22 protein-coding genes and 2 tRNA genes are annotated in these 22,231 nt (G+C 31.7%); 5 read left to right on the top strand and 19 right to left on the bottom strand.

The window, feature by feature from the left end:
* Positions 1-327 precede the first annotated feature (327 nt).
* From RR643_RS03170 to RR643_RS03155, 4 genes are all read right to left on the bottom strand, one after another.
* Positions 328-1,242: an SMODS-associated NUDIX domain-containing protein gene (locus tag RR643_RS03170; protein WP_332482305.1), complete on the bottom strand. Its 915-nt coding sequence runs from the start codon at positions 1,240-1,242 to the stop codon at positions 328-330.
* Positions 1,232-1,681 carry a hypothetical protein gene (locus RR643_RS03165; protein WP_332482304.1) on the bottom strand — a complete coding sequence of 150 codons (450 nt, stop codon included), beginning with the start codon at positions 1,679-1,681 and terminating at the stop codon, positions 1,232-1,234. Before RR643_RS03165 ends, RR643_RS03170 begins: the two co-directional genes overlap by 11 nt.
* A complete protein-coding gene (locus tag RR643_RS03160; RefSeq protein ID WP_332482303.1) occupies positions 1,674-2,849 on the bottom strand; it encodes a nucleotidyltransferase domain-containing protein in 1,176 nt (391 codons plus the stop codon). The genes RR643_RS03165 and RR643_RS03160 overlap by 8 nt, the downstream gene beginning before the upstream one ends.
* A gap of 130 nt (positions 2,850-2,979) precedes the next feature.
* Complete coding sequence (locus tag RR643_RS03155) at positions 2,980-4,191, bottom strand: AIPR family protein (protein WP_332482302.1); 1,212 nt, start codon at positions 4,189-4,191, stop codon at positions 2,980-2,982.
* Positions 4,192-4,337: 146 nt separating this feature from the next.
* Between RR643_RS03155 and RR643_RS03150 the strand changes: the two genes are divergently transcribed.
* A complete protein-coding gene (locus RR643_RS03150; protein WP_332482301.1) occupies positions 4,338-4,589 on the top strand; it encodes a helix-turn-helix domain-containing protein in 252 nt (83 codons plus the stop codon).
* A gap of 133 nt (positions 4,590-4,722) precedes the next feature.
* Here the strand turns inward: RR643_RS03150 and RR643_RS03145 are convergent, their stop codons facing one another.
* From RR643_RS03145 to RR643_RS03115, 8 genes are all read right to left on the bottom strand, one after another.
* A complete protein-coding gene (locus tag RR643_RS03145; RefSeq protein ID WP_332482300.1) occupies positions 4,723-6,156 on the bottom strand; it encodes a hypothetical protein in 1,434 nt (477 codons plus the stop codon).
* A 70-nt stretch (positions 6,157-6,226) separates the two neighbouring features.
* On the bottom strand, positions 6,227-6,583 hold the full coding sequence (locus tag RR643_RS03140; protein ID WP_332482299.1) for a zinc ribbon domain-containing protein: 357 nt from the start codon (positions 6,581-6,583) through the stop codon (positions 6,227-6,229).
* Positions 6,556-6,717 carry a recombinase family protein gene (locus tag RR643_RS11680; protein ID WP_442878352.1) on the bottom strand — a complete coding sequence of 54 codons (162 nt, stop codon included), beginning with the start codon at positions 6,715-6,717 and terminating at the stop codon, positions 6,556-6,558. The genes RR643_RS03140 and RR643_RS11680 overlap by 28 nt, the downstream gene beginning before the upstream one ends.
* Positions 6,718-6,788: 71 nt before the next feature.
* Positions 6,789-7,394: a recombinase family protein gene (locus tag RR643_RS03135; protein ID WP_332482298.1), complete on the bottom strand. Its 606-nt coding sequence runs from the start codon at positions 7,392-7,394 to the stop codon at positions 6,789-6,791.
* A gap of 66 nt (positions 7,395-7,460) precedes the next feature.
* Positions 7,461-7,536, bottom strand: a tRNA-Asp gene (locus RR643_RS03130).
* 7 nt (positions 7,537-7,543) lie between these two features.
* A tRNA-Ser gene (locus tag RR643_RS03125) sits at positions 7,544-7,634 on the bottom strand.
* Positions 7,635-7,733: 99 nt separating this feature from the next.
* The gene (deoD, locus tag RR643_RS03120; RefSeq protein WP_332482297.1) at positions 7,734-8,447 is read right to left on the bottom strand and encodes a purine-nucleoside phosphorylase; all 714 of its coding nucleotides are present in this window, start codon (positions 8,445-8,447) and stop codon (positions 7,734-7,736) included.
* A gap of 37 nt (positions 8,448-8,484) precedes the next feature.
* A complete protein-coding gene (locus RR643_RS03115) occupies positions 8,485-9,684 on the bottom strand; it encodes a D-alanine--D-alanine ligase family protein (RefSeq protein WP_332482296.1) in 1,200 nt (399 codons plus the stop codon).
* 132 nt (positions 9,685-9,816) lie between these two features.
* On the opposite strand from RR643_RS03115, the gene RR643_RS03110 reads away from it, so the two are divergent.
* Positions 9,817-11,034 (top strand): AI-2E family transporter, encoded by a 1,218-nt coding sequence (locus RR643_RS03110; protein ID WP_332469521.1) that lies wholly within the window; start codon positions 9,817-9,819, stop codon positions 11,032-11,034.
* A 35-nt stretch (positions 11,035-11,069) separates the two neighbouring features.
* On the opposite strand, the gene RR643_RS03105 is transcribed toward RR643_RS03110, so the two are convergent.
* Positions 11,070-12,662 (bottom strand): UDP-N-acetylmuramoyl-tripeptide--D-alanyl-D-alanine ligase, encoded by a 1,593-nt coding sequence (locus RR643_RS03105; protein ID WP_332482295.1) that lies wholly within the window; start codon positions 12,660-12,662, stop codon positions 11,070-11,072.
* Positions 12,662-13,426, bottom strand: a complete 765-nt coding sequence (locus RR643_RS03100; protein ID WP_332469523.1) for an alpha/beta fold hydrolase — start codon at positions 13,424-13,426, stop codon at positions 12,662-12,664. The genes RR643_RS03105 and RR643_RS03100 overlap by 1 nt, the downstream gene beginning before the upstream one ends.
* 140 nt (positions 13,427-13,566) lie before the next feature.
* Here RR643_RS03100 and RR643_RS03095 point away from each other — a divergent pair, with 140 nt between their 5' ends.
* From RR643_RS03095 to RR643_RS03085, 3 genes are read left to right on the top strand one after another with little or no spacing between them, the layout of a single operon-like run.
* Positions 13,567-13,932 (top strand): hypothetical protein, encoded by a 366-nt coding sequence (locus RR643_RS03095; RefSeq protein WP_332469524.1) that lies wholly within the window; start codon positions 13,567-13,569, stop codon positions 13,930-13,932.
* Between the two features lie 10 nt (positions 13,933-13,942).
* Entirely contained in the window at positions 13,943-14,368 is a 426-nt protein-coding gene (locus tag RR643_RS03090) for an NfeD family protein (protein WP_332469525.1), read from the top strand.
* A gap of 21 nt (positions 14,369-14,389) precedes the next feature.
* Positions 14,390-15,295 (top strand): SPFH domain-containing protein, encoded by a 906-nt coding sequence (locus RR643_RS03085; protein WP_332469526.1) that lies wholly within the window; start codon positions 14,390-14,392, stop codon positions 15,293-15,295.
* Positions 15,296-15,309: 14 nt separating this feature from the next.
* On the opposite strand, the gene RR643_RS03080 is transcribed toward RR643_RS03085, so the two are convergent.
* Genes RR643_RS03080 through cdaA form a run of 5 tightly spaced genes read right to left on the bottom strand, consistent with a single transcriptional unit; the run spans position 15,310 to position 22,133 of the window.
* Entirely contained in the window at positions 15,310-16,692 is a 1,383-nt protein-coding gene (locus tag RR643_RS03080) for a HAMP domain-containing sensor histidine kinase (RefSeq protein ID WP_332469527.1), read from the bottom strand.
* The gene (locus tag RR643_RS03075) at positions 16,692-17,357 is read right to left on the bottom strand and encodes a response regulator transcription factor (protein ID WP_332469528.1); all 666 of its coding nucleotides are present in this window, start codon (positions 17,355-17,357) and stop codon (positions 16,692-16,694) included. Before RR643_RS03075 ends, RR643_RS03080 begins: the two co-directional genes overlap by 1 nt.
* A gap of 59 nt (positions 17,358-17,416) precedes the next feature.
* A complete protein-coding gene (glmM, locus tag RR643_RS03070; protein WP_332482294.1) occupies positions 17,417-18,751 on the bottom strand; it encodes a phosphoglucosamine mutase in 1,335 nt (444 codons plus the stop codon).
* Entirely contained in the window at positions 18,751-20,157 is a 1,407-nt protein-coding gene (locus tag RR643_RS03065; protein WP_332469530.1) for a CdaR family protein, read from the bottom strand. The genes glmM and RR643_RS03065 overlap by 1 nt, the downstream gene beginning before the upstream one ends.
* Positions 20,157-22,133: a diadenylate cyclase CdaA gene (gene cdaA / locus RR643_RS03060; protein WP_332469531.1), complete on the bottom strand. Its 1,977-nt coding sequence runs from the start codon at positions 22,131-22,133 to the stop codon at positions 20,157-20,159. The genes RR643_RS03065 and cdaA overlap by 1 nt, the downstream gene beginning before the upstream one ends.
* Between the last annotated feature and the right edge of the window lie 98 nt (positions 22,134-22,231).

The following is a 22,231-nucleotide window of genomic DNA, read 5'->3' as shown; positions in this document are numbered from 1 at the left end:
TATTTTATACTTTATATTTTTCTCGCGTAATTTGTTATTTATATAAATTTAGCTATATTTCGATAATTTTGACATAGACTATAAGTAAAGCTTTTTAAGCAGAAAAAAAGCTATCTCTATTAATTCTTAAAATTAAATTCGAAATAGCTTACACTGTAATAAATGTTCCTCGTTGCCGCAATTGAACTCACGAAAACAAAGTAATCCCCTTTGATTATTAACTATATAATGCTCATCAAGATTTAATATTAAATTAGCATACTTGTGACTTTTTGAATCTATAAAATCAAGTCGTATAAATGTATTAGCAATTGAATTACTATCATTTTATTCAATAGCTACGGTAAAATACTTATACTGATGAATTGCTTTTTGAAGATTTTCATCATTTTCTTGTAGTATCTTAAGCGAATGATCACTTATATTCTCAATTAAATTTTGAGTTCCTTTTTTTACACCACAAGTTTCAACTTCATTAGAGGATGCGAATAAATATTTTTCTGATTTATTCTGCATTAAAACTCTAATTTCTTCTTCTTGTTCTAAACTCAATTCTAGCTCAACAATATCCGCTAGCAAAAGTTCATAGCATTTAAAGTATTTTGAATACTCGATATGCTTTATATATCTACCCCTATACTGGTATTTAATCTTTTTAAAAGATAAAATTTCTGTTTTTATAAGTTCCTCTATGAACTCTCTTTTAAGATTAACAACGCTTTCCCTATTTTTTGTTATATCGAATCTTTTTATAAACTTTTTAAGATTTTTAGCTTCTACTTTAAGTCTATAATCATTTCTTGATGATTTATCAATAGGTATATTATCATCATCAATAACATTATATTCGTTAAATAGAACTTTTTTTTCTTTATCACAAAATTTATAAGCACCTCCAACAGGCTGATATTTGTTTGTACCTCTTTCATTTAAAACTAACAAATACTTTCCGTCCACTTTGATTCTAAATAAATAAGCAAAGGAAATTCTAATTCTATCCTTTTTACTAATAACTTTGCCTCTCAATAGTTTTCTTAAATCATCCTGCCAATAGCATGTATCTGTCAAATCTATAGCAGAATTTATCATTGGCGTAAAAAGATAACCTAAAATCAAAAATAATATCTCATCCCAAAAAATGAAATTATTACATTTGATATAGTAAGCAAAACAACTTAAAACAATCATTGTAATGAGTAAAGCTATGAATTTCAGAAATTTGATTAATTTATTATGTCTCACTCTCTTTCTCCTTACTGTTAGAAGGGTGCACTCCTTCGCCAAACCATATACCAGTCATGACCCAAATCTCATAAAATTCAAACCATTCTAATGTCCATGGAATATAACTTCTTATTAACGAAATCGAAGAATTCCATTTATCTATTCCAGGATGTGTTAAGCATAGTAGAGGAAGCCTTCTTTTGTAAAATTTGTGATATTTCATTCCGTATGTATGTATTTCGACTGAGTGCTCAGTTACAACTTCAGTAATATCAGGTTTAAGAAGATATATATTAGGACTTTTATTCTTGAAATATTCTATGATAATTTTATATTTCCCTCGATCAAATTCTAGTTCAGCTAAAAACATACTCTCATTCTTTAAAACAAATTTACAATTTTCCAATCTCTTAAGTTGAAATATATTTTTATAGAAATTTAGAATATTCTTATTCAATTTCATTCCCACCAAAAAATGTATGAGGAGAATAGGTAGAATCATTGGGATTGATAGTAAGGGAATTCGTTTTATTATTATAATATAATTTGCCTTCTTTTGCTAATTTTCCAATTCTTTCTCCATAATTATTCAATGAATTTGACACTAACTTTTCTCCAAAAGATTCCGAGAAATATTTTCTAAACTCCAATTGATCAGTTTCTAAGAAGTTCTTTGGATTTTGTATTATATCTAACCTTGCCTTGGATAACCACCCATAAAACGCATTAACTTGAATCTCGTTATTCTCCCATTTTTTCAAAAAATCTTCTTCTGCCATTGAAGGATTTTTCAAGTGATAAATCCCCTTTTCGTCTCTTATTATATATTTATCTAATGAACTAAGTATCTCACTAATTATTAAGTATAGATTTTCCTCATCTTTAGTGGATTTTATCATATCTTCATATACCCTAGCACATAATGTTGTTATAATAATTGAAGAAACTTTATTATCTTGGTTTTTATTAGCAAAATAGATATCTCTATGTCTTTTAAGGATTTGAACAGTTTTTTGTAATGGAGTTCTTAGTTTTGTTAACTTTAAATTTTCTACTTCAGTATCAGATAAACCCTTACTTCTAGCAAAATACTTTCTCTCTTCTTCAAATTTCATTGCATTTTTAAACCAATTATTATAGCCTTTAGGATTACTCCTATCATAATAATAAGACTCTAAACCATCAAATTTTGCTATTTCAACTCTTTCATCGTTCTTATCCAGCAAGGGTATTGCACATGCTACATCCATATGAAATTGAGATGTATCTGCATATTGAATTCTAATGCATGGTTTTTTTTCATCAATTTTTCCTTCATATCTACCATGACTTTTCAAAAGTTCCAAGATTTCACCCCGAAGATTTTTTGCACTAATATCTAAACTATTTACTACTACTACTAAATCAACATCATACTGATCATCATCACTTAAGGGTTTTATAACCGTTCCTAATTGAAATGATCCTTGTGGATATATACTAATGTTCCAGTCCAAATTTTTTTCTTTGATATAATTACCTAGGGCTGTATATGCACTTTCAGCTTTTTCAAGCATAGAGTCATTTATATTTAACCCATCTGCTAACTCATCAAATAATATTCCTAATTTTTTAACAGTTTCCATAAGATCACCTTCCTATTTACTTTATTTTAAAACTAAAACTACAATACTCTCATTTCACAATCAATATAAACAGTCACAATAATTTAACTCAAATAAACAAATTAATACCTTAATTGCAACTAAGATACCATTATTTCATTTTCATAATCGTCATTTTAACTAACATAAACAATGTCTGCCATAAGTTACTATTCTTTCCTGTTGCATTAGGATTATTTCCTAAATCTCTAGACATTTGTATAGTGCTACCTACTAATGAACTTCCCAATTCATCAAGAATTACGAATGGATCTGCAGACCATTTATAAACACCATTTTCTTCAATAACAAGAGCCCTAAATGCACCTAGAATAGGATAGATAAATCCATTTGGGGTAGAATAATCCATCTCACTTTCATAAAACTTTGAGCGATATCTCTCTTTCCCTGATTTAACCATCATAACTCCTGTTATAGCTCCGTATTTTTTTACTCCAGTACTATCCCCCTTGTAAAACTCCTGCATACGCGTTTCTAATTCATCATATAGTTTGACTATGTCAGGCATTATCTCCTTCATTTTAAAATATGGATTTTTTGTTTGATCTTCTGCACAGTTTTTTGAATACTGAATATATATATCTGTACATGTTTTTTTACTAGAATAAGAATTTATAGGCATTGACGACAATTTATCAGTAGGATATTTATCTATATTAAATAGATTCAACAACGCTAATAAATCGGTAACATCAATCCGCTTAACATCATTTTCTTTATAACTTATATCGTTATAAAATCTTTCTTTTCTAAAAGCTTCTTTAATAAGTTCAAATCTTTTTTCAAGTTCAGCAATAGATTGGTCTTTAACTTGTACAGAGGTGTTTCTAGCAGCTGCAAGCTGTTCAAATATATCCTCGATACCGGTTACAACTTCAACTTTAACATATTGCTCACCTTTTTCTAAATGAACAGAGTTTTCTTTGATTATCTCATATGTATGTCCTCCATCAACATTTCCATGCACTCTACTATCTTCAAATAAAATACTGACTTCATTGGTTTCGTTATTGTACGAAATATCTTTTGCAGAAAGAAGCAAACCTCGATTTAATAAATAAAAGCTTCTTTCACTGTGATCAACAAGAGAATTTTGAATTTTTTTAGCAACTTTTGTCTTTTCATTTTGTTTTCTCGGATTTGTATCCATTGGAATATCTACTGGAATGTCTTTTATATCACAAATTAATATAAACATTTCTGGTCTTTTTTCACCTATATTATTTGAAGTAATATAAGGGTTTGGTATCCTCCTAAATGAAGATACTTTGAATTTTAAAACTTTCTTTTCACTTAAACTCATAAGAGCCTCCTTTTTCTCCAACTTTATCGATCAGTGGGAACGTTATATTTGTATATAGGATTACCTAATACAATTTCATTATATATATTTTTTTATAATGCTCAACGTCGTATATTACGTTATAATTAGTAAAAAGGAGTATGTCTATGGCAAGTATTAAAAGGAAAACCGATTTTTCTTCTTTCACTTACAAATTTGGGCAGAACCTTGCTCGAATTAGATTGGAGCAAGGTTTAACTCATGTTGATATGGAATTATATGGCATAAGTAGATCATATTATGGGAAAGTTGAACTAGGCGTTTATTCAATTAGTCTTTCAAAAATAAATTTAATAGCAAAAGCATTCGGTGTGCCTGTAAGTTCCTTGTTTTTCGATGCAGAGGGTAACTCAATATAAGTCTAATTCCATTTCTCGTAATAATAATCAAACATATCATCATTTTAATAAAAATAAACTACATAGTTTCCCAAACCATCACCTACTCCATTCATCAGTTACTCATAACTAATTTATGTCATTTCATATAATTTCAACAAGTTAAATCTTTCTTAATATTCTCAATTAGTTCATCAATACCTTTCATCCGATTCCTTTTGAAATTAACAAAACTAGTTATAGGATTATCACTTGAATAACTGTCCGCAGTTAAATAATAATTCCATTCATTTAAATTGATTTTTACCAAATCATCAATAATACTATTTTTCGTTATCGTCATTTTTTCTAAATAGTGTAAATCAACAACTTTCAAATGAGTTTTTACCCATACATGTTCTGTTTCTTTGATTCTATATTCTTCCAAAAATCTATTAAACAATTCCTCTCTATCAATATAGAGATTTTCAAAAAGAATTAGTATTCCATACTTATTAGATATCTCAAATTTTTGTTTAAACCTTCCAAAATCATATAATTCCGAATAATATTTTAACTGCTTATATAGTTGATTTAAATTTTCACAAAGTTTTTTTATATCACTATTTCTTCTTTCTAAGTTTAACAATCTATATTGATTAGATGGAACTGTTAATTTACATTCGCATAGTAACATCTTATCTCCATCAACACAGATAGAGTCACATGATCTTAAAAGATTTTTCTGATATTTAAATTCTACTTCAGGTGACACGTAATTGTAACAGTCTGACTCAACTAATAAGTTATAGACATAATTTTCCATTACTTCTTTTCCGATCATCATTCTCAAATTATTATTATTTTCGGTTAATCGGTACAGCAAAGAATAAGTACATGCCCTCAATAATAAATGAGGAACTGGCAAATATGTTATCCCTTCATATTTTATGAAAGGATATGAATACAAGGGATTTGCACAATAGAGGTAATCTTGTTCATTCTGAGTTATCTCAATCATTTTATTAGTAAAGCTTTCTCGTTCTATACTAAAAATGTTCGTAAGCAATTCATTCTGTTTAAAAACATATTTACCAAGTAATTCAACGAGGATACTATTATTTAAATTTTCGTATAAAACAGATAAAATCATGGCTAGTTGATTGTAATAATTTATAATCTCTTCATAACTAAAACCAAATGCATTCTTGAATTCTGATTTCATATCAATTTTATTATTTTTAAAATTAAAGAAGTAATTCATCCTGTACATCTTTATAAATTGATTTTCTTGAATATCAAATTGTTGTGTGCAATATTTTTCAAACACTTTAAACCCTTTATTAATGTCAACATCATTGTCAATACCACTGTGTATAGCGTTATAAATTTTTGGTAGTTCGCTTTTTTTAAACTTATCATTTTTCCATTCATTCGCCATTATAGACAGTAAAGTGAATGTTTCAACCATCCATGGATTAAATCCTTTTTCTAAATTTTTGGGACCATTTTCAAGTCCAACAAATTTACATGACTCAAGAAAAGATATCATCATCTTGCTTTTAAACGACTTTCTAGACAAATAGTTTTTGAGTCTTCCATATTCCATATTTATTTACCTATTCCTTTTTACACTATCATTTTGCATCCTTGATTATTAAGTATCAATATTTCTTTTATTAAACCTTGACTGTCCCTTTAAAACCTAAGATATCACCTTGGCTTCTAATACCTACAAGATTAAATAATTCAACCTCAGTATAAACAATATTATTTTCACATTTAATACGTCCTGTTTTTGCATTAGTAGCATATACACAACATGGTACTCTAACACCTTTCCGCTTTCTAAGTACTCTCCTAAAAGAAGATCCACATTCTTTACAAACTAATATATTTGACAAAGGATTCTTACTACTATATTTTCTTGCTATTCCACCTTCTTCTACTTTCTTAACTATTCTTTCCTCATTAGTTTTTTCAACGTTTTCATATATTTCTTTATTTACTATACCCTCATGATTATCTTGTACCAAATATTGATTTTTCTACCTTTTATTGGTTTATAGCTTGTATCTAGCACACTTTCCTTCATTGTCTTGGGCATCAAGAGTATTCCAGCATATTTCTCATTTTTTAATATTCTACTTATGCTACTTGGATTCCAAATATCTTTTCATGTGACCGTCTTAACGCCAATCTCTGTAAGTTTTCTTGCTATGGAATATATCGTTCCTCCCTTCAAATATTCACTAAAAATGAATAAACTATTTTAGCTTCGCTTGAATTGATTATTAAGTTTCCATTATCATCATAATCATACCCTAAACATTTAGTATTCCGTGGTTGTATTCCTTGTTCATATTTACGTTCATTGCCCCATCTTATTGATTTACTCATATTTTCTACCTCCTGTTGAGCAAATGCACAATGAAGAGTTAACAATAGTCCTTCTCGATGAAACTTATTTATTATTATTTTGGTAATATCAAAATAAATAGTAACATCGTTATCTATTAATTCTCTTACTAAAATAAGCATTTGTATTGTGTTTCTTGATAGTCTAGTAATATCTTTAACTATCATTAAATCGACCTCTTTATTTAGACATTTATTCCTTAACTCCTGTAATTTCCTTTGTTTCATAATGTTTATTGCCGACGATGTTTCAGCATATACTCCAACAATATTCCAAAAAGGATTGCTATCAACTATATCTCGCAATCGTTTTTCTTGCCACTTCAGACTACTTTCTTGTATTTCATGTTTTGTACTAACTCTACAATAAATAGCTACACTTAGTGGCAATGTTTTTAAATCTTCTAAACCCATATTTTCAGTAAGCATTATCATGCTTATATATTAACATAATAAAAACCTGTATCAATTTGACACAGGTTTAATTGCACTATATGGCGGTCTGAACGGGAATCGAACCCGCGATCTCCTCCGTGACAGGGAGGCATGTTAACCGCTACACCACCAGACCGTATATATGGCGAAGAAGGAGGGATTTGAACCCTCGCGCCGGTTGCCCGACCTATACCCTTAGCAGGGGCACCTCTTCAGCCTCTTGAGTACTTCTTCATGTAATACTTAACAGTGCTATATCATAGTACCATAAAGCATTTTTGAAGGCAAGTACTTTTTTCCTATTTTTTTAATTTTTTTTAACAGTGTTTTTATTTACATAATTGCTGCTTCAAGTGCAATCTTCATCATGTTAGTAAATGAGTTTTGACGTTCTTCTGCAGTCGTTACTTCACTTGTTACAAAACTATCAGAAATTGTGACTAAGCATGCAGCATGTTTACCTAATACTTGAGCATTGTGGAATAATGCAAAACTTTCCATCTCAACTGCTTTACAATGTTTTTCATTTACTAAAGTTTTTACATAATCAATTCCACCTTCACGATAGAATACATCCGAAGAGTGAATACAAGATTCAACTAAAGGAATTCCTACTTTTTCTGAAGCTAACTTAATCTTATCGTTAAGTGTTTTTGATGGATATGTTTTATCTTCTTTGTAACCACTTTGTACAAACGCATAACTTGATTCACTATATGCACTATCCGCTAATACAACATCAAATACTTTTAAATCTTCAGTGTATCCACCTGCAGATCCAATACGGATGATATTTTCAACTCCATATTGAGTATATAATTCATAAGAGTAGATACCAATACTTGGCATACCCATTCCTGAACCCATTACAGATATTTCTTGCCCTTTATATGTTCCGGTATAACCAAACATATTACGTACAGTATTGAATTGTACAGGATTTTCTAAAAATGTTTCAGCGATAAATTTTGCACGGAGAGGATCTCCTGGCATTAATACGGTTTTTGCGATTTGCCCTTTTTCAGCGGCGTTATGTGGTGTTGACATAATTGTTCCTCCATTCTTTCTTAATTATATCAAGATTCTAACGTTTTGCACCTTTAGAACCTTTACTACCTGATTCTGAATAATTCTCTAATAAGTTTGTATCGTAAGAGAATGTCATCTTTTCTTTACGTCTATGACGATCTAAAGCTACTTTAACAAGTTCATCCATGAGTTTTGTGAAATCAATCCCCATTGGTGACCACAAATAGAATGCAAGTGATCCTGGAATCGTGTTAATTTCATTAACCATAATTTTATGAGTTTCTCCATCCATCATAAAATCAATACGACATACTCCACTTGAACCTAATACTTTAAATACATCCAGCGCGAGTTCTTTGATTTTCTTAGTTTCTTCCTCACTTACAGGTGCAGGTACAATTCGTGATGTACTAGCCATACCCTTAGATCCTGAAGTATCCTTTGTACTCTTTGAACCACCTTGATACTTATCTTTATAAGATAAAATCTCATCATCCTTCGCAACTTCTTCTAATTCTCCAACTTGAGCACTAAAACAAGAACCCAAAACTGATGCGTTGATTTCTCTTAAATTGGGTACCATTTTTTCAACGACTACTTTAAAGTCAAAACTTCCCGTTTCTTCAATACCTGCCACAAATTCTTCTTCATTGTGCGCAATAACAATGCCCACTGAAGATCCCAAACATGCGGGTTTTAGCACCAAAGGATACCCTAATTTCTTAGCCTTTTTAATATATTCATCTTTTTTAGAATCAAACTCATGTGCATATAACCAAAACCATGGTGTCATTGGTATCTTTGAATTTTCAAGGATATGTTTCATCATAACCTTATCTTGACCTACACCAGCTGCAATAACATCACAACCAGCATATGGTAATTTCAACATTTCCAAATATCCCTGTAATGTTCCGTCTTCTCCATTTGTACCATGTACAACAGGAATCGCAACATCAATTGTATTGATAGGCTTTGTAAATAAACCTCTCTTTACAGGTTCAATGTATACTTTTTGCTCTCTTTTAATCAAAGATACTTGAGGCACTTTAGCTAATAAAGCTTTCATATCCTTGTATTGTGATAAATCTCTTAATTCTTCTCCACAATAAAAATCACGAGATTTAGAGATATAAATTGGTATTATTTCATATTTTTCTGGATCTAATGCTTCCATTGCTTGTTTGGCTGAGATAATACTTACTTCATGTTCAACTGACTCTCCACCAAAGAAGACTGCTACCTTTATTTTCATATAGTCACTCCAATTCAATTACGTATATCATTATACAAAATTATTCGATATAATAACAGTAATCTCTAAATATATTAATGTAAATTGTATTTTAGACATCAGTCTTGTAGATTTTAAATAAGGAGAACACTCATGAATATCAATAAAGAAGAAATTAAAAAAATTAAACCCTATCTAATTTTGGTTACTTACGCAATACTTCTTGTGTTTGCGATTTTATACATTCCTAATTTCTTATCCCTTTTAAGAAGAGTCATCCACCTTTTTATGCCACTGCTCTATGCAATAGGTATAGCCTTTGTCTTAAATATCCCAATGAAAATCTTTGAGAAATATTTGAAAAAGTTCATTCCTGAAAAAAATTGGTTTTACAACAAAATACGTGGTATTTCCGTTACATTAACCATCATCTTTGCAGTCCTTGTGTTGTATATCTTAACAAGCATTATTGCACCGCAAATCATATCAAGTTTACAATTATTATTGACCAATGGTACCAATTACATCATGTCAATTTTAAATAATTTCAACAAAGTATTAGAATTTTTCAACTTAGAGCAATTAAATGTTTCACTAGACAGTAATTCTATCAATGCATTTATTACTCAAATGGGTTGGAATTGGGAAACAATCGTAAAGAATATGGGTGATTGGGCTATAGGTACAGGAACTAGTTTAATTAATAACGCCTTGGCTTTCACAACAGAACTTGCGAATTGGTTTACAGGCTTCATGTTAAGTTTGTATTTACTTGCAAGCAAAGAAAAATTTATTCGCCAATTTAGAAAAATTGTAGTATCCATCTTTGGTTATAAATGGTCACTTCGTATCTTTACAGTAGGTGCTAAATCAAATCGTATCTTCAATAGTTTTATATCTGGTCAACTAGTGGAAGCGTGTATCCTTGGGACAATTTATTTCATCGTATTGAACTTATTAAACTTCCCATTCGCTATGTTAATCAGTTGTGTTATTGCGATTACCAGTATTGTTCCTATGTTTGGGGCTATGTTTGGAATGGCATTTGGTTGTTTATTAATCTTGGCTGTTCGTCCTTTAGTTGATATCGTTTGGTTCATCATTGTATTCCAAGCTGTACAAACATTTGAAGGTAATGTTATTTATCCAAGAGTTGTTGGTAACTCTGTTGGATTACCTGGTATTTGGGTTTTACTTTCAATTATCGTGTTGGGTTCAATTTGGGGATTATTTGGTATGTTGATCGCAGTTCCATTTACAGCACTTACTTATAATTTATTAAGTGAGTTAGTAAACTATCGATTACAAAATCAAAAATTGCGCGTTACAACTGATAGTGTCTATCCAATAGACGAGAAAAAAGAAGACTAAAGAAAAGAGTTGCATCGAATTTGATGCAACTCTTTTTAGTTGTTAAATGCGTCTGGTAAATCATTTTCTAATAGGATTGTATCTTTAGGCGTTGCAAGCGTGTATACCAGTTGAAACGCTTCCCTTACTGTCTTGCATACATGAATGTTACTTTGATCAAAATCAACGTCCTCTAAGCCCTCTACAATTGGTTTTGTTTGTTGAATACCCACAAGAATGACTACATCGACACGATCTTTCATCTTTCGCCCAAATTCTTTATTTAACTCATCTTGTTTATCTCCAAGATCAATCATACCTGGTGTAATCACAAATCGTTTATTGGGCATCATCTTCATAACTTCCAGTGACATTGCTGAACCTACAGGATTTGAATTAAATGCATTATCTACAAATGTATATCCATTTATTTTCTTTAGTTCTAAACGATGTTCTACATATTTTACTTTCTTAACTGCTGATTGTAACTCTTTCCATTCAATCCCTAGTTCTTTCGCAATCGCAATGGCAGCACAAATATTTGCAATATTATGTTCTCCGAGAAGTTTTGTTTCGAAAGAATACGTACCCTCAGATGTCACAACATCAAACACACTTCCTTTTGGTGAATAAGTGATATTTGTTGCATAATAATCAACATGTTCATCATGAATTGCATAAGTAACCAAACGACAATGATTCTTCACAGAATAGTTACGGATATATTCATTATCCATGTTGATAATACCACAACCATCACTAGGTAGATTTTCTATTAATTTCATTTTCTCATTAATGATGTTTTCAAGTGATCCAAACGTATTCAAATGTTGAGGTCCAATTGATGTTACCAATCCTATTTTAGGATGAACAAAATCACATAGTTCTTGAATATCGTTGACATGATCCGCACCCATCTCACAAATAAAGACTTCATGAATTGGCTTTAAATGTTCACGAATAGTACGCGTAATTCCCATTGGAGTATTATATGAAGCAGGTGTCATCAATGAGTAGAATTTTTCTGATAAAATCTCTTGAAGAATTGTCTTACTTGATGTCTTACCATAACTTCCAGTAATTCCAATCTTAACAATATTTGTATGACTCTCAAGAATTGATTTTGCATCATTTAAAAATTTCTTCTTTACTCCCTCTTCAATTGGTCGAGTGACGAAGTCCATAACAAAAACCATGAGCCAAACTCCCCAATAGGAATAAATAAGATTTAACGTATCCCAATATTGAGTAATATTAAACAAAATGACATATACAATTATATTAAGGATAGTCATTACAATGATTTGTCGCTTTACACGATCAGTATAAACTAAAGGTTTAATATATTCTTTCTTTAACTCTTTAAATATAAGATAACAAGCCCAAACACTGACTACAATGATTGCTAGTATTTGGTGAATACCACAATCAATGATAAATGATGTCAATAAGACAAGAACAGTAATAATGATTGGAACAATTGATTTCCCAGAAAATGTTTTTAGATTTCCTTTTAACCATGCACTATATCGTCCTGATTCATAACGGTTTTGTTGAAACATATGTAACGCATGTTTAAGTGGTACCCATGAAAATATGAGATACACAACTAACATAAGCACTAGTGTTAAATAATAATTCCCTGACATTATTTTTTCCCCTTATCCTTTTCAAAAAACGCATCTAAAACTAAGCAAAATCTACGACTTTGATGGAAATACGCATAATGATCATCCCCTTCAAATATCGCTAGTCCTGCATTTTTCATTTTTTCTTCCATGACTTGCCCCATCCATAATGGAGTAGCATCATCCTTATCTCCCCAAACAAGAAGAACAGGACAGTCAAATTGATCTAAATATGGTGTTAAATCTTCATTTACAATTTTTACAAAACTCTCGCGAATAACACCACTCGTATTTTTATAATCAGTTGACCCGAAATGATTCTTCAACGAATCTTCTAATGACTTCGAACCAGTAAGCTTAACTGCTTTCTTACCTAATTTATAAACTCCTGTACGGATCTTGTAATCAATTCCTCGTTTTGGCAACAAACCTGCGGCACCAGTGAGTACCATTTTATGTACTGGATATAAACTTGCGTATCGAATTGCAACACGACAACCAAAGGAATGACCTATTAAAATTGGATTCTCTATCTTATTGGCTAAACAGAACTCATGAAGAAATTCAGTGTATTCCAATACTCCCCAAGCAACTGGTGGTTCTGTTGATTCACCAAATCCCGGGAAATCAAGATTAAAAACACGGAAGTGTTGTGATAAATGGTCTTGTATAAATTGCATCATTTGGATATTTTGACCCCAACCATGCAATAAAACCACATCCATTTTGCCACTACCCTGTATTGTAAAGTTGCAAGTTACTCCTGCTACATCTAACTTTGACATTTCAATTCCTCGTTTCCATATTATTGTACTGTAAAACAGGCAATTTTTAAAGAATAACCTAAATATTAACAATAAGAGAAATAAGAGTTGTAAAATATAGAAGAGGGGTATATAGTAGATTTATAGAGAGGTGACTGACTATGTTTGAATGGATTCCCGGAAATGCTTATTCCACAGTCGTAACGTTGTACCCAAACAACTTTACACTTAATAATACAGCTGCAACCTATTTCAATGATGTTCGATGGTGTTGCATTGGATTAGATAAGAAAGCACTAAAAGTAGCGATCAAACCCATCGCTAAAAGAGAAATCGATTTAAACCTTGTACCACTTGATCAACTACATAAAGTATCAATTGGTAAAGGATATGCACGAATCAGCAACAAACTCATTCTCGATGAGATTGCAACATTACTCCACAAAGAATGCAATGGAATTAAGTACAATGCAACTTTCGATGAAAAAGAGCGAATGCTTATTATTGATTTGAAAGAATCAAGTTAGGAGAAAGAATATGGAATTTTGGTTATGGATATTTATACTGATCGGTTCAATTATCCTCGAAATAATCACAGTATCCCAGTTAATTACCATTTGGTTTGCAGCAGGAGCACTTGGTGCTTTAATTGCAATGCAACTCGGTGTTCCATTAATAGGACAAATGATTATCTTCTTTGTAGTATCGGTTTTATTCATACTTACTTGTAGACCAATAGCAAAGAAATATCTTAGGGGAAATATTGTACCAACAAACGCTGATCGCGTAATTGGACAACAAGCGAAATTACTTGAATCAATTACAGAAGAACATTGGGGTCTTGTGAAGATTCAAGGAGCTGAATGGCACGTGGTTTCAATTGATGGAAAACCCATTGATGAAAATCATGTGATTGAGGTTGTTGCCATTGAAGGTTCAAAATTAATAGTAAAGAAAATATAGTAAATATAAGGAGAAAATACTATGAAACTATTTGAAATTATTGCATTCTTAGTTGTGTTTTTATTAGTTGCAGGAATTATTGCTTATTGTATACGCATTGTACCTCAAGCTCATGCCTATGTTGTTGAACGACTTGGAGCGTATCATAAAACATGGACCACCGGTGTTCATATTCTAATCCCTTTCTTTGATCGTATCTCGAATAAAGTAACACTTAAAGAAATCGTAAAAGACTTTGAACCTCAACCTGTAATCACTAAAGATAATGTTACAATGCAAATTGATACCGTTGTTTATTTCCAAATTACAGATCCGAAGTTATATACATATGGCGTTGAACGTCCGTTAAATGCAATTGAAAACTTAACTGCTACAACATTACGTAATATCATTGGGGATTTAGAATTAGATGAAACATTAACCTCTCGTGATATTATCAACACTAAAATGCGTGCAATTCTTGATGAAGCTACAGACCCATGGGGTGTTAAAGTAGCGCGTGTTGAGGTTAAAAATATTATTCCACCACGTGATATTCAAGATTCAATGGAAAAACAAATGCGTGCTGAACGTGAACGTCGTGAATCTATTCTTCGTGCTGAAGGAGAAAAGAGAAGTGCTATCTTAACTGCTGAAGGTGAGAAAGAATCTATGATTCTAAGAGCTAATGCAAAAAAAGAATCAATGATTGCAGAAGCAGAAGGTGAAGCTCAAGCTATGGAAAGAGTCTTCTTGGCTCAAGCTAAAGGTATCGCAATGATTAATGAAGCTGGTCCTAGTAAAGGTTTCTTAACACTTAAAGGTTATGAGGCTCTACAACAATTAGCTAATGGACAATCAACAAAGATTATTGTTCCATCTGAATTACAAAATATCGCAGGAACTCTTGCTAGTCTTGGTGAAGTACTAACAGATCCTAAGAAATAAAGTAAAAGGAAGAATCACGATTGTGGCTCTTCCTTTTTTTCATCTTTTATTATTTTCTTTTTTTCTTTCTTAGATTGAGGTCTAGAAATTCTAAAACATACACCATTTGTTAAGTTTTCAGCTTCTACCAAATAACTATATGTACTACAAACTCGATAAACAATGGATAAACCTAAACCAAATTTACCATCAGTACCTTTTTCATATGGCCTAAATAACTTCTCTAGTCGATCTTTTGACATTTGGCTACCATCATTTGAAATCATTAATTCATTTTCGCTTAATGTTAATTTGATTTCTGTCTTTGCATAACGTAATGCATTATCTAATAAATTTTCAACTACGATTCGCCAAGGTTCTTCTTCACCATGGAAGATAGCCTCATGCAAATCAGCATCAATTTTTATTTCCGGACGAATTACCTTTAATGACATGATTACTTTTTCAATAATACTCTTCATATCAACACTTGAGTCTTCATCATTATCTAGTAGATACCCCATCTTATTATACATAATCAGACTATATACTTTCTTTTCTAGTCGATTCGCATGTTCAATAATTACATCTACACTCTTTTCCAATGTTTCATATGGGTAAATACCATCTTTAATACTCTCCCCGTATGATTTAATTGTAGCGATTGGTGTCTTTAAATCATGGGATATATTTTGTATCATTTCCTCACGAATTTTCTTTTGATTATCCAATTCAGCTTCCATCATTGTCAGTGCATCAGCCACTTCACCAATCTCATCTCGTCGATCAATTTTTAATTCTGCTTTTTCATTTCGTCGTATACGTTCCATATAAATACGTATTTGATTCAATGGATAAATTAATGAAGCTACCCATAACATCAAGATAACAAACAGAATACCTACAACTAACACATTCAAATTAATAACACTATTCACTAGCGCCGCACGAAACTCTGTTCGATAGGCATCCGTTACCAATGAAATTAGATAGTTATCTTCATTCAATTTAAGTATCGAATACATCGTTTTCTTATTGTTAAACTCAAAGATAAAATCTTTATATCCTTCCTTTACATAAGGAATATTAAGTGAAATATCAGAAATAACTTCACTTGTAACATTTTGTTGCCCTAGTATTTGAAATCTACTTTTTACTGAATTGTAGTAAATATGAATAATATTACTATCATTAGTTTCTCCAATTGTTTCCAACGGAATATTGTTGTTGGCATAGAATACAACACTTTCTTGCGAACGATGTAGCATCTTATACATTTCATTTTGTACGAAAGTATCCACTGAGTCCGCTAAAAAGACAAAGAAAAACAGGCCAAAAACCGCTATTACGAAAAAGATAATTGTTAATAGCTGTTGTGACAATGATAATTCTTTAATCCATATTCTTAATCTTTTCATTAACCTAAACGATAGCCAAATCCATAAATTGTATGAATACTTAGATTAGGCATCTTCTTTCTTAAACGTCTTAATGTATCATCTACTACACGATCTGAACCAAAGTAATTCATATCCCATACTTTCTCAAGAATTTGTTCACGTAAAAATGCAGTTCCTTTATTTTTAACAAATAGCATCAACAAATCAAATTCTTTGGTAGTAAGTTCTAACTCCACACTATTCTCATAAACAGAGCGTTGTGATTCATCAATTTCATATCCATCAATTTGGATACGTGAATTATCATTTTTATAAGTTCTTTTAATTAAATTATTAACGCGCAACACAAGTTCTTTAGGTGAAAATGGTTTAGTAATATAATCATCACTACCCTTTTCTAAACCTATAATACGGTCAAATTCCTTATCTCGTGCGGACATAAAGATAACAGGTACATCTGGTGCATGTAATCTAATTTCCTCAATTAAATCAAACCCCGATTTATCATCTAACATTATATCTAAAACCCAGCAGTGTACATCATCATCTGTTGTATGTTCAAAGGCATCATCAAAAGTTAAATATGAACGAACCTCATATCCTTCTTTCTCTAAATATCGCTTAACTAACTCATTTAAATCACGTTCATCTTCAACAATACTAATTACTTTACGAGTTGACATAAACCTACCTCACATTCTACTTCCATTATACATAAGAAAAACTCATGTTTCCATGAGTTCTATTGAAATTTCTTTTCGATGACTTGAACTACTTGATAAACACATTCACGACAGATCTCATCATTTTCAGCTTCAACCATGACACGAACAAGTGGTTCTGTTCCAGAAGGACGAACCAAGATACGACCATTACCCGCTAGTCTAGCAGTAACAGCATCAACTTCTTTTTGAATATCTTCATCATGAAGAGCTGCTTCTTTATCACTTACTGGTACATTAACCAACAATTGTGGATATATTTTTAATCCTTCACAAAGAGTAACAATGTCTTTCTTTGTGTCCACAATAATTTCCAATATGTTAAGGGCCGTTTGTAATCCATCACCGGTAGTTAAATGTTTCTTAAAGATAATATGTCCAGATTGCTCACCACCAATGACGAAATCATTCTTAACCATATCTTCGTATACATACTTATCACCAACTGCAGTAATTGATGTTTCTATTCCTGCAACTTCTAACGCTTTAAATAAGCCAAGGTTAGCCATAACTGTAGTTACTGCCGTGTTCTTATTTAGTTCACCCTTTGCCTTTAAATACTTCGCACATACATAAATCACATGGTCACCTGTAATTAATTCACCTTGATGATCCACTGCAATCAAACGATCCGCATCACCATCAAATGCTAGTCCTAAATCAAAGTTACCATTTTTTACTTTTTCTTGTAATTCTTCAGGATGTGTTGAACCACATTTTGTATTGATGTTCACTCCTGTAGGATCATTGTGAATAACTGATACTGTAGCTCCTAAACGTGTTAATAACTGAACAGCTGTCGTTGATGCACTACCATTAGCACAATCAACTGCCAACTTAATTCCTTTTAGATTAAGTGGATAAGTTTGTTCTAACCAGTCTAAATAAAGTTCTAAGCCATTGTGGTAATCCACGACATGACCAATCTTATCATCGCAAGCATAAGTAATTTCTTCTTTGCCATCAATGTAATCTTCAATTAAACCTTCAATACCACTGTCTAATTTAACCCCATCATGATTAAACACTTTAATCCCATTATCATAATATGGATTATGACTCGCAGAAATCATAACTCCGCAATCAAAATCTTTATGCATAACAAGATATGCAACTGCAGGAGTTGGGCAATATCCAAGTAAATAAACATCTGCACCATTCGCTGTAGCTCCTGCCGCTAACGCCATTTCAAACATACTACTTGATAAACGAGTATCTTTACCGATTAAGATTTTTCCTAATCCTTTTTGTTTATAGTAATAAGCTAAATAGCGTCCAACTTTAAACGCTCTTTCAGCATCTAAATTTACATTTGCTTTTCCACGAATTCCATCTGTTCCAAAATATCTACCCATTAGTTCGTTCCTACACTTTCATCTGTTGTATTATCATCTGCTTCGCCTAATACCGTGACTGATAACGTCGGTTGCGCTACAGAATATTTAACAAGTGATCCAACTGGTTGCTCAACTGATAATTTAAATTCTTGATTACCAGGTGTAGCCCCAGACATATCAAAGTAAACCATAATATCATCAGCATTAACTTTATCAATGTTTTCTTGTGTTCCGAAAATCATAACATCAACATAAGCTTGATCATTTAATACTGTGAATTTGTATTTAGTATTCTTATGATAAATAGGTACATTAGGTATTACCTTAGTTACTCCATCGCCAAGTTTAACATCCATAGTAATTTGATTTACACTTGATGATTTAACTCCTGTTGGAAGGGTAATTGGTCTAAGTACACTTGAGTCTTTCGTTAATGTTGAAGCATCAAGAGTAACTCCAACTTCATTAATCTTACTCAATACTGACTCAGATGCATAAATCGTTACTGATTCATGATCCATCGTAATACTTTGTATTGCTTTACCATTTGGTACATCACCTACAGTTTCAACAATAATTGGTACTGTTTTATTCGGTGATGTTACTGGTACTTTTACTTTTACTGTATTTGGTACAATATCCGCATTTACTGGAACACCTTTTTTATCATATGCAACAAGTGTAGCTTCTTGTTCAAAGTCACTCTCAACACCCGTAACATCGATTAAGGCTTTAATAAACGCAATACTATCTAATGTATCTTTTGATGCGCGTACATTAACTTTAGAGTATTCAAATTCAGGCGTGCCTAAACTATAAATACTATTCATCTTGTCTTGATTAATAAAGTCATAACCAATATCAAACTGCCCTGTACTCTTCTTCTTTAATGTAACGACAACATCTGTTGGATCTATTTTGACTTGTACATTATCACCATAACCTTCTGCTTGAAGTTTAACAGTATGTAATCCTTCTGTTAACCCCTCTAGATTGGCAATAATCGTACCCTTTTGATTCGCTGCAGCATTTACATTTGAACCTTCACCAATAATCGTAATATTCGCAGTGGCAGGTAACCCTGATATTTCAAATGTATCTGTGTTGTAACGTGCCACAATTGGTACGTTGTTAATTGGTTTCGCATTGACTAATGGATTACCGAAAATTGAATTTTGAGAATTAAAATTAACTGTAATATAAAGTAGTATAGCTAAACCAAGTGAAACAATTACACTAAATCTTTGATTGAATAATACATTATCAATCCATGAACTAAAACTTCTAATAATTCTAAACAATGAATCTTCAAAGTGAGCATACGTATTAACTACTTTTTTACTTTGTTTTGCAATTTTGTTTGCTAACTCCAGCTTGCTATCAGGGTTATTATCCTTGATTTTTTTATTCTTATTGTTTGTCATTACTTGCCACCTCCAGCTTGTTTATTTGCCGGTTTGATATCAAGAACTTCTGTTACTTTCGGCTTTTGAATACTCATCGTATCCAGCATTGCAAATTGATCTTCAAGATTATCATCGATTTGAATTAAATCTTCAATATTCTTATGTTGTGTAGTTGCATGTTGCTCTGCAAGGTTAATCTTTTTAATTTCACCTGTTAGTCCATCAATATTTGCAGTTTCACTCTTATCATTGAAATCCATTGTAAACTTTGGACGACTGTCAGTCTTCTTAGGTTGTTCAATTGGTTTAATAATTTCTTCTAAGTTTGTATCGTGAATTGGATGAGTCATCTTATCACTTACTGGTTCTGCAACCGGTTGAATCTTTTGTTGACTCCAAGTTTTACCAGACTTAATTGCTTCTAAACGTGCTTGTCTGATCTCTTCACCAGTCATTTCATTTGTATGTCCTTTTGAAGGTATTTCAGTCTTAGTCACTGTTGCATTTTCTCCCATTGCACGAACATTTTTAGACGCATGGAAGTTTGACCCTGTATTATCAGTATCAACTTTAATCTTTGTTGAATTGTGTATTGCTGCTGCATTATCCATTTCTTTCTTAATAATTTGTTCAAATTCATCATGATCAATAACTGGCATTACAACATCTTCAACAACAGTTTCTTGACTTGGTTTCATGAAGTTATCTTGATTTTCAAATTCTCCATGCATTGGATATGAAGGAGTAGGTCTATCTTTCTTCTTTGGAAGTTTAATACTTGCTTCTTCTTCATCTAATGCTTGATATTTTTGAGCTTCGCGATCTTCAGCAGTTTCTTTTACTTCTTTTTTCTTTGATTTAAAGAAGCCAAATCTCTTCTTTTCTTTTGTTTTTTCTACTGGATGAGAAACAACTGGTTCTTCTTCTACCACGATTTCTTCGATTACTGGAGCGTGAATTTCAATTTCTTCAATTGGTGTTTCTTCCCCAACTGGTTCACTATCATCAACTTCTTCCAAGTTTTCTTGACGTTTAATTGCAAGTTTGCTTAAGATTGCTGTATCAAACTTACTATCTCGTTTTGCATCTTGTTGAGGTTCTTGTTTAACTTTTTCTTCAACGATGTATTCTTGAGCAGGAATATCTTGAGGAGCTTCCTTTTCAATAATAATTTGACGTTGAGGTGCTTGTTTAACATTCTTAACTTCTGTTTCCTCACCACAAATAACGCGGAATAAATATTCTCTCAATTGTTTACGATTAACAGTTAAAATCTTTCCACCTTCAGTAACAGATACAGCACCTGTTTCTTCTGATACAACAATTGTAACTGCATCTGTTATTTCACTAATACCTATTGCAGCTCTATGTCTTGCACCATAACGTGAAGGTAAATCTAAATTAGTTGGAGGAAAATAAGCACTTGCACACGCAATGCGGTCTCCTTGAATAATTACAGCACCATCGTGTAGTGGTGTCGATGTTACAAAGATTGATGTTAATAACTCTGCAGTTACTACTGAATTAATTGGTGTACCTGTTTTGATAAAATCAGTCAAAGAATGACCTTGTTCCAAACTTATTAATGCACCAGTTTGATCCCGCGACAAAAGCATTGTTGCAGTAACTAACTCATCTACAAGCTTTTCTTTTTCATTTCCTGTTAATGTTGATATACGTGAAAAGACATTACTCTTTCCTAATTTCTCTAATACAGAACGAATTTCTGGTTGAAATACAACTATAATTGCTAGGAACCCCCAGTTAAGGAATTGATCAGATAACCAAATAACAGTATCCAATCCTAAGAATTTCGCAACTCCGTTCACCACTAAAATAAGGGCTATCCCCTTAAATATTTGTATTGTACGTGAGTTTGTTCTTACAATCTTTATTGCATAATATAACAACATCCACATGATGAAAATATCAAGCACCATGCGAAAAATCGTTTTTAGAGATTCAAATGTTAAGCCAAGGTTAAAATTAATCACTTTTTCGCCTCCCTTTGCTCATGATATTATACCATACCAAACTTATCATTGAAAACTTAAAAATATCCCATATATTCCCATTATTTTCCAATATGCTA

It is taken from the genome of Anaerorhabdus sp. (assembly GCF_036637135.1).
Lineage (GTDB): Bacteria > Bacillota_I > Bacilli_A > Erysipelotrichales > Erysipelotrichaceae > Anaerorhabdus.
The sequence above is the reverse complement of the archived record's forward strand: the minus strand, read 5'-3'. Positions and strand labels throughout refer to the sequence as shown.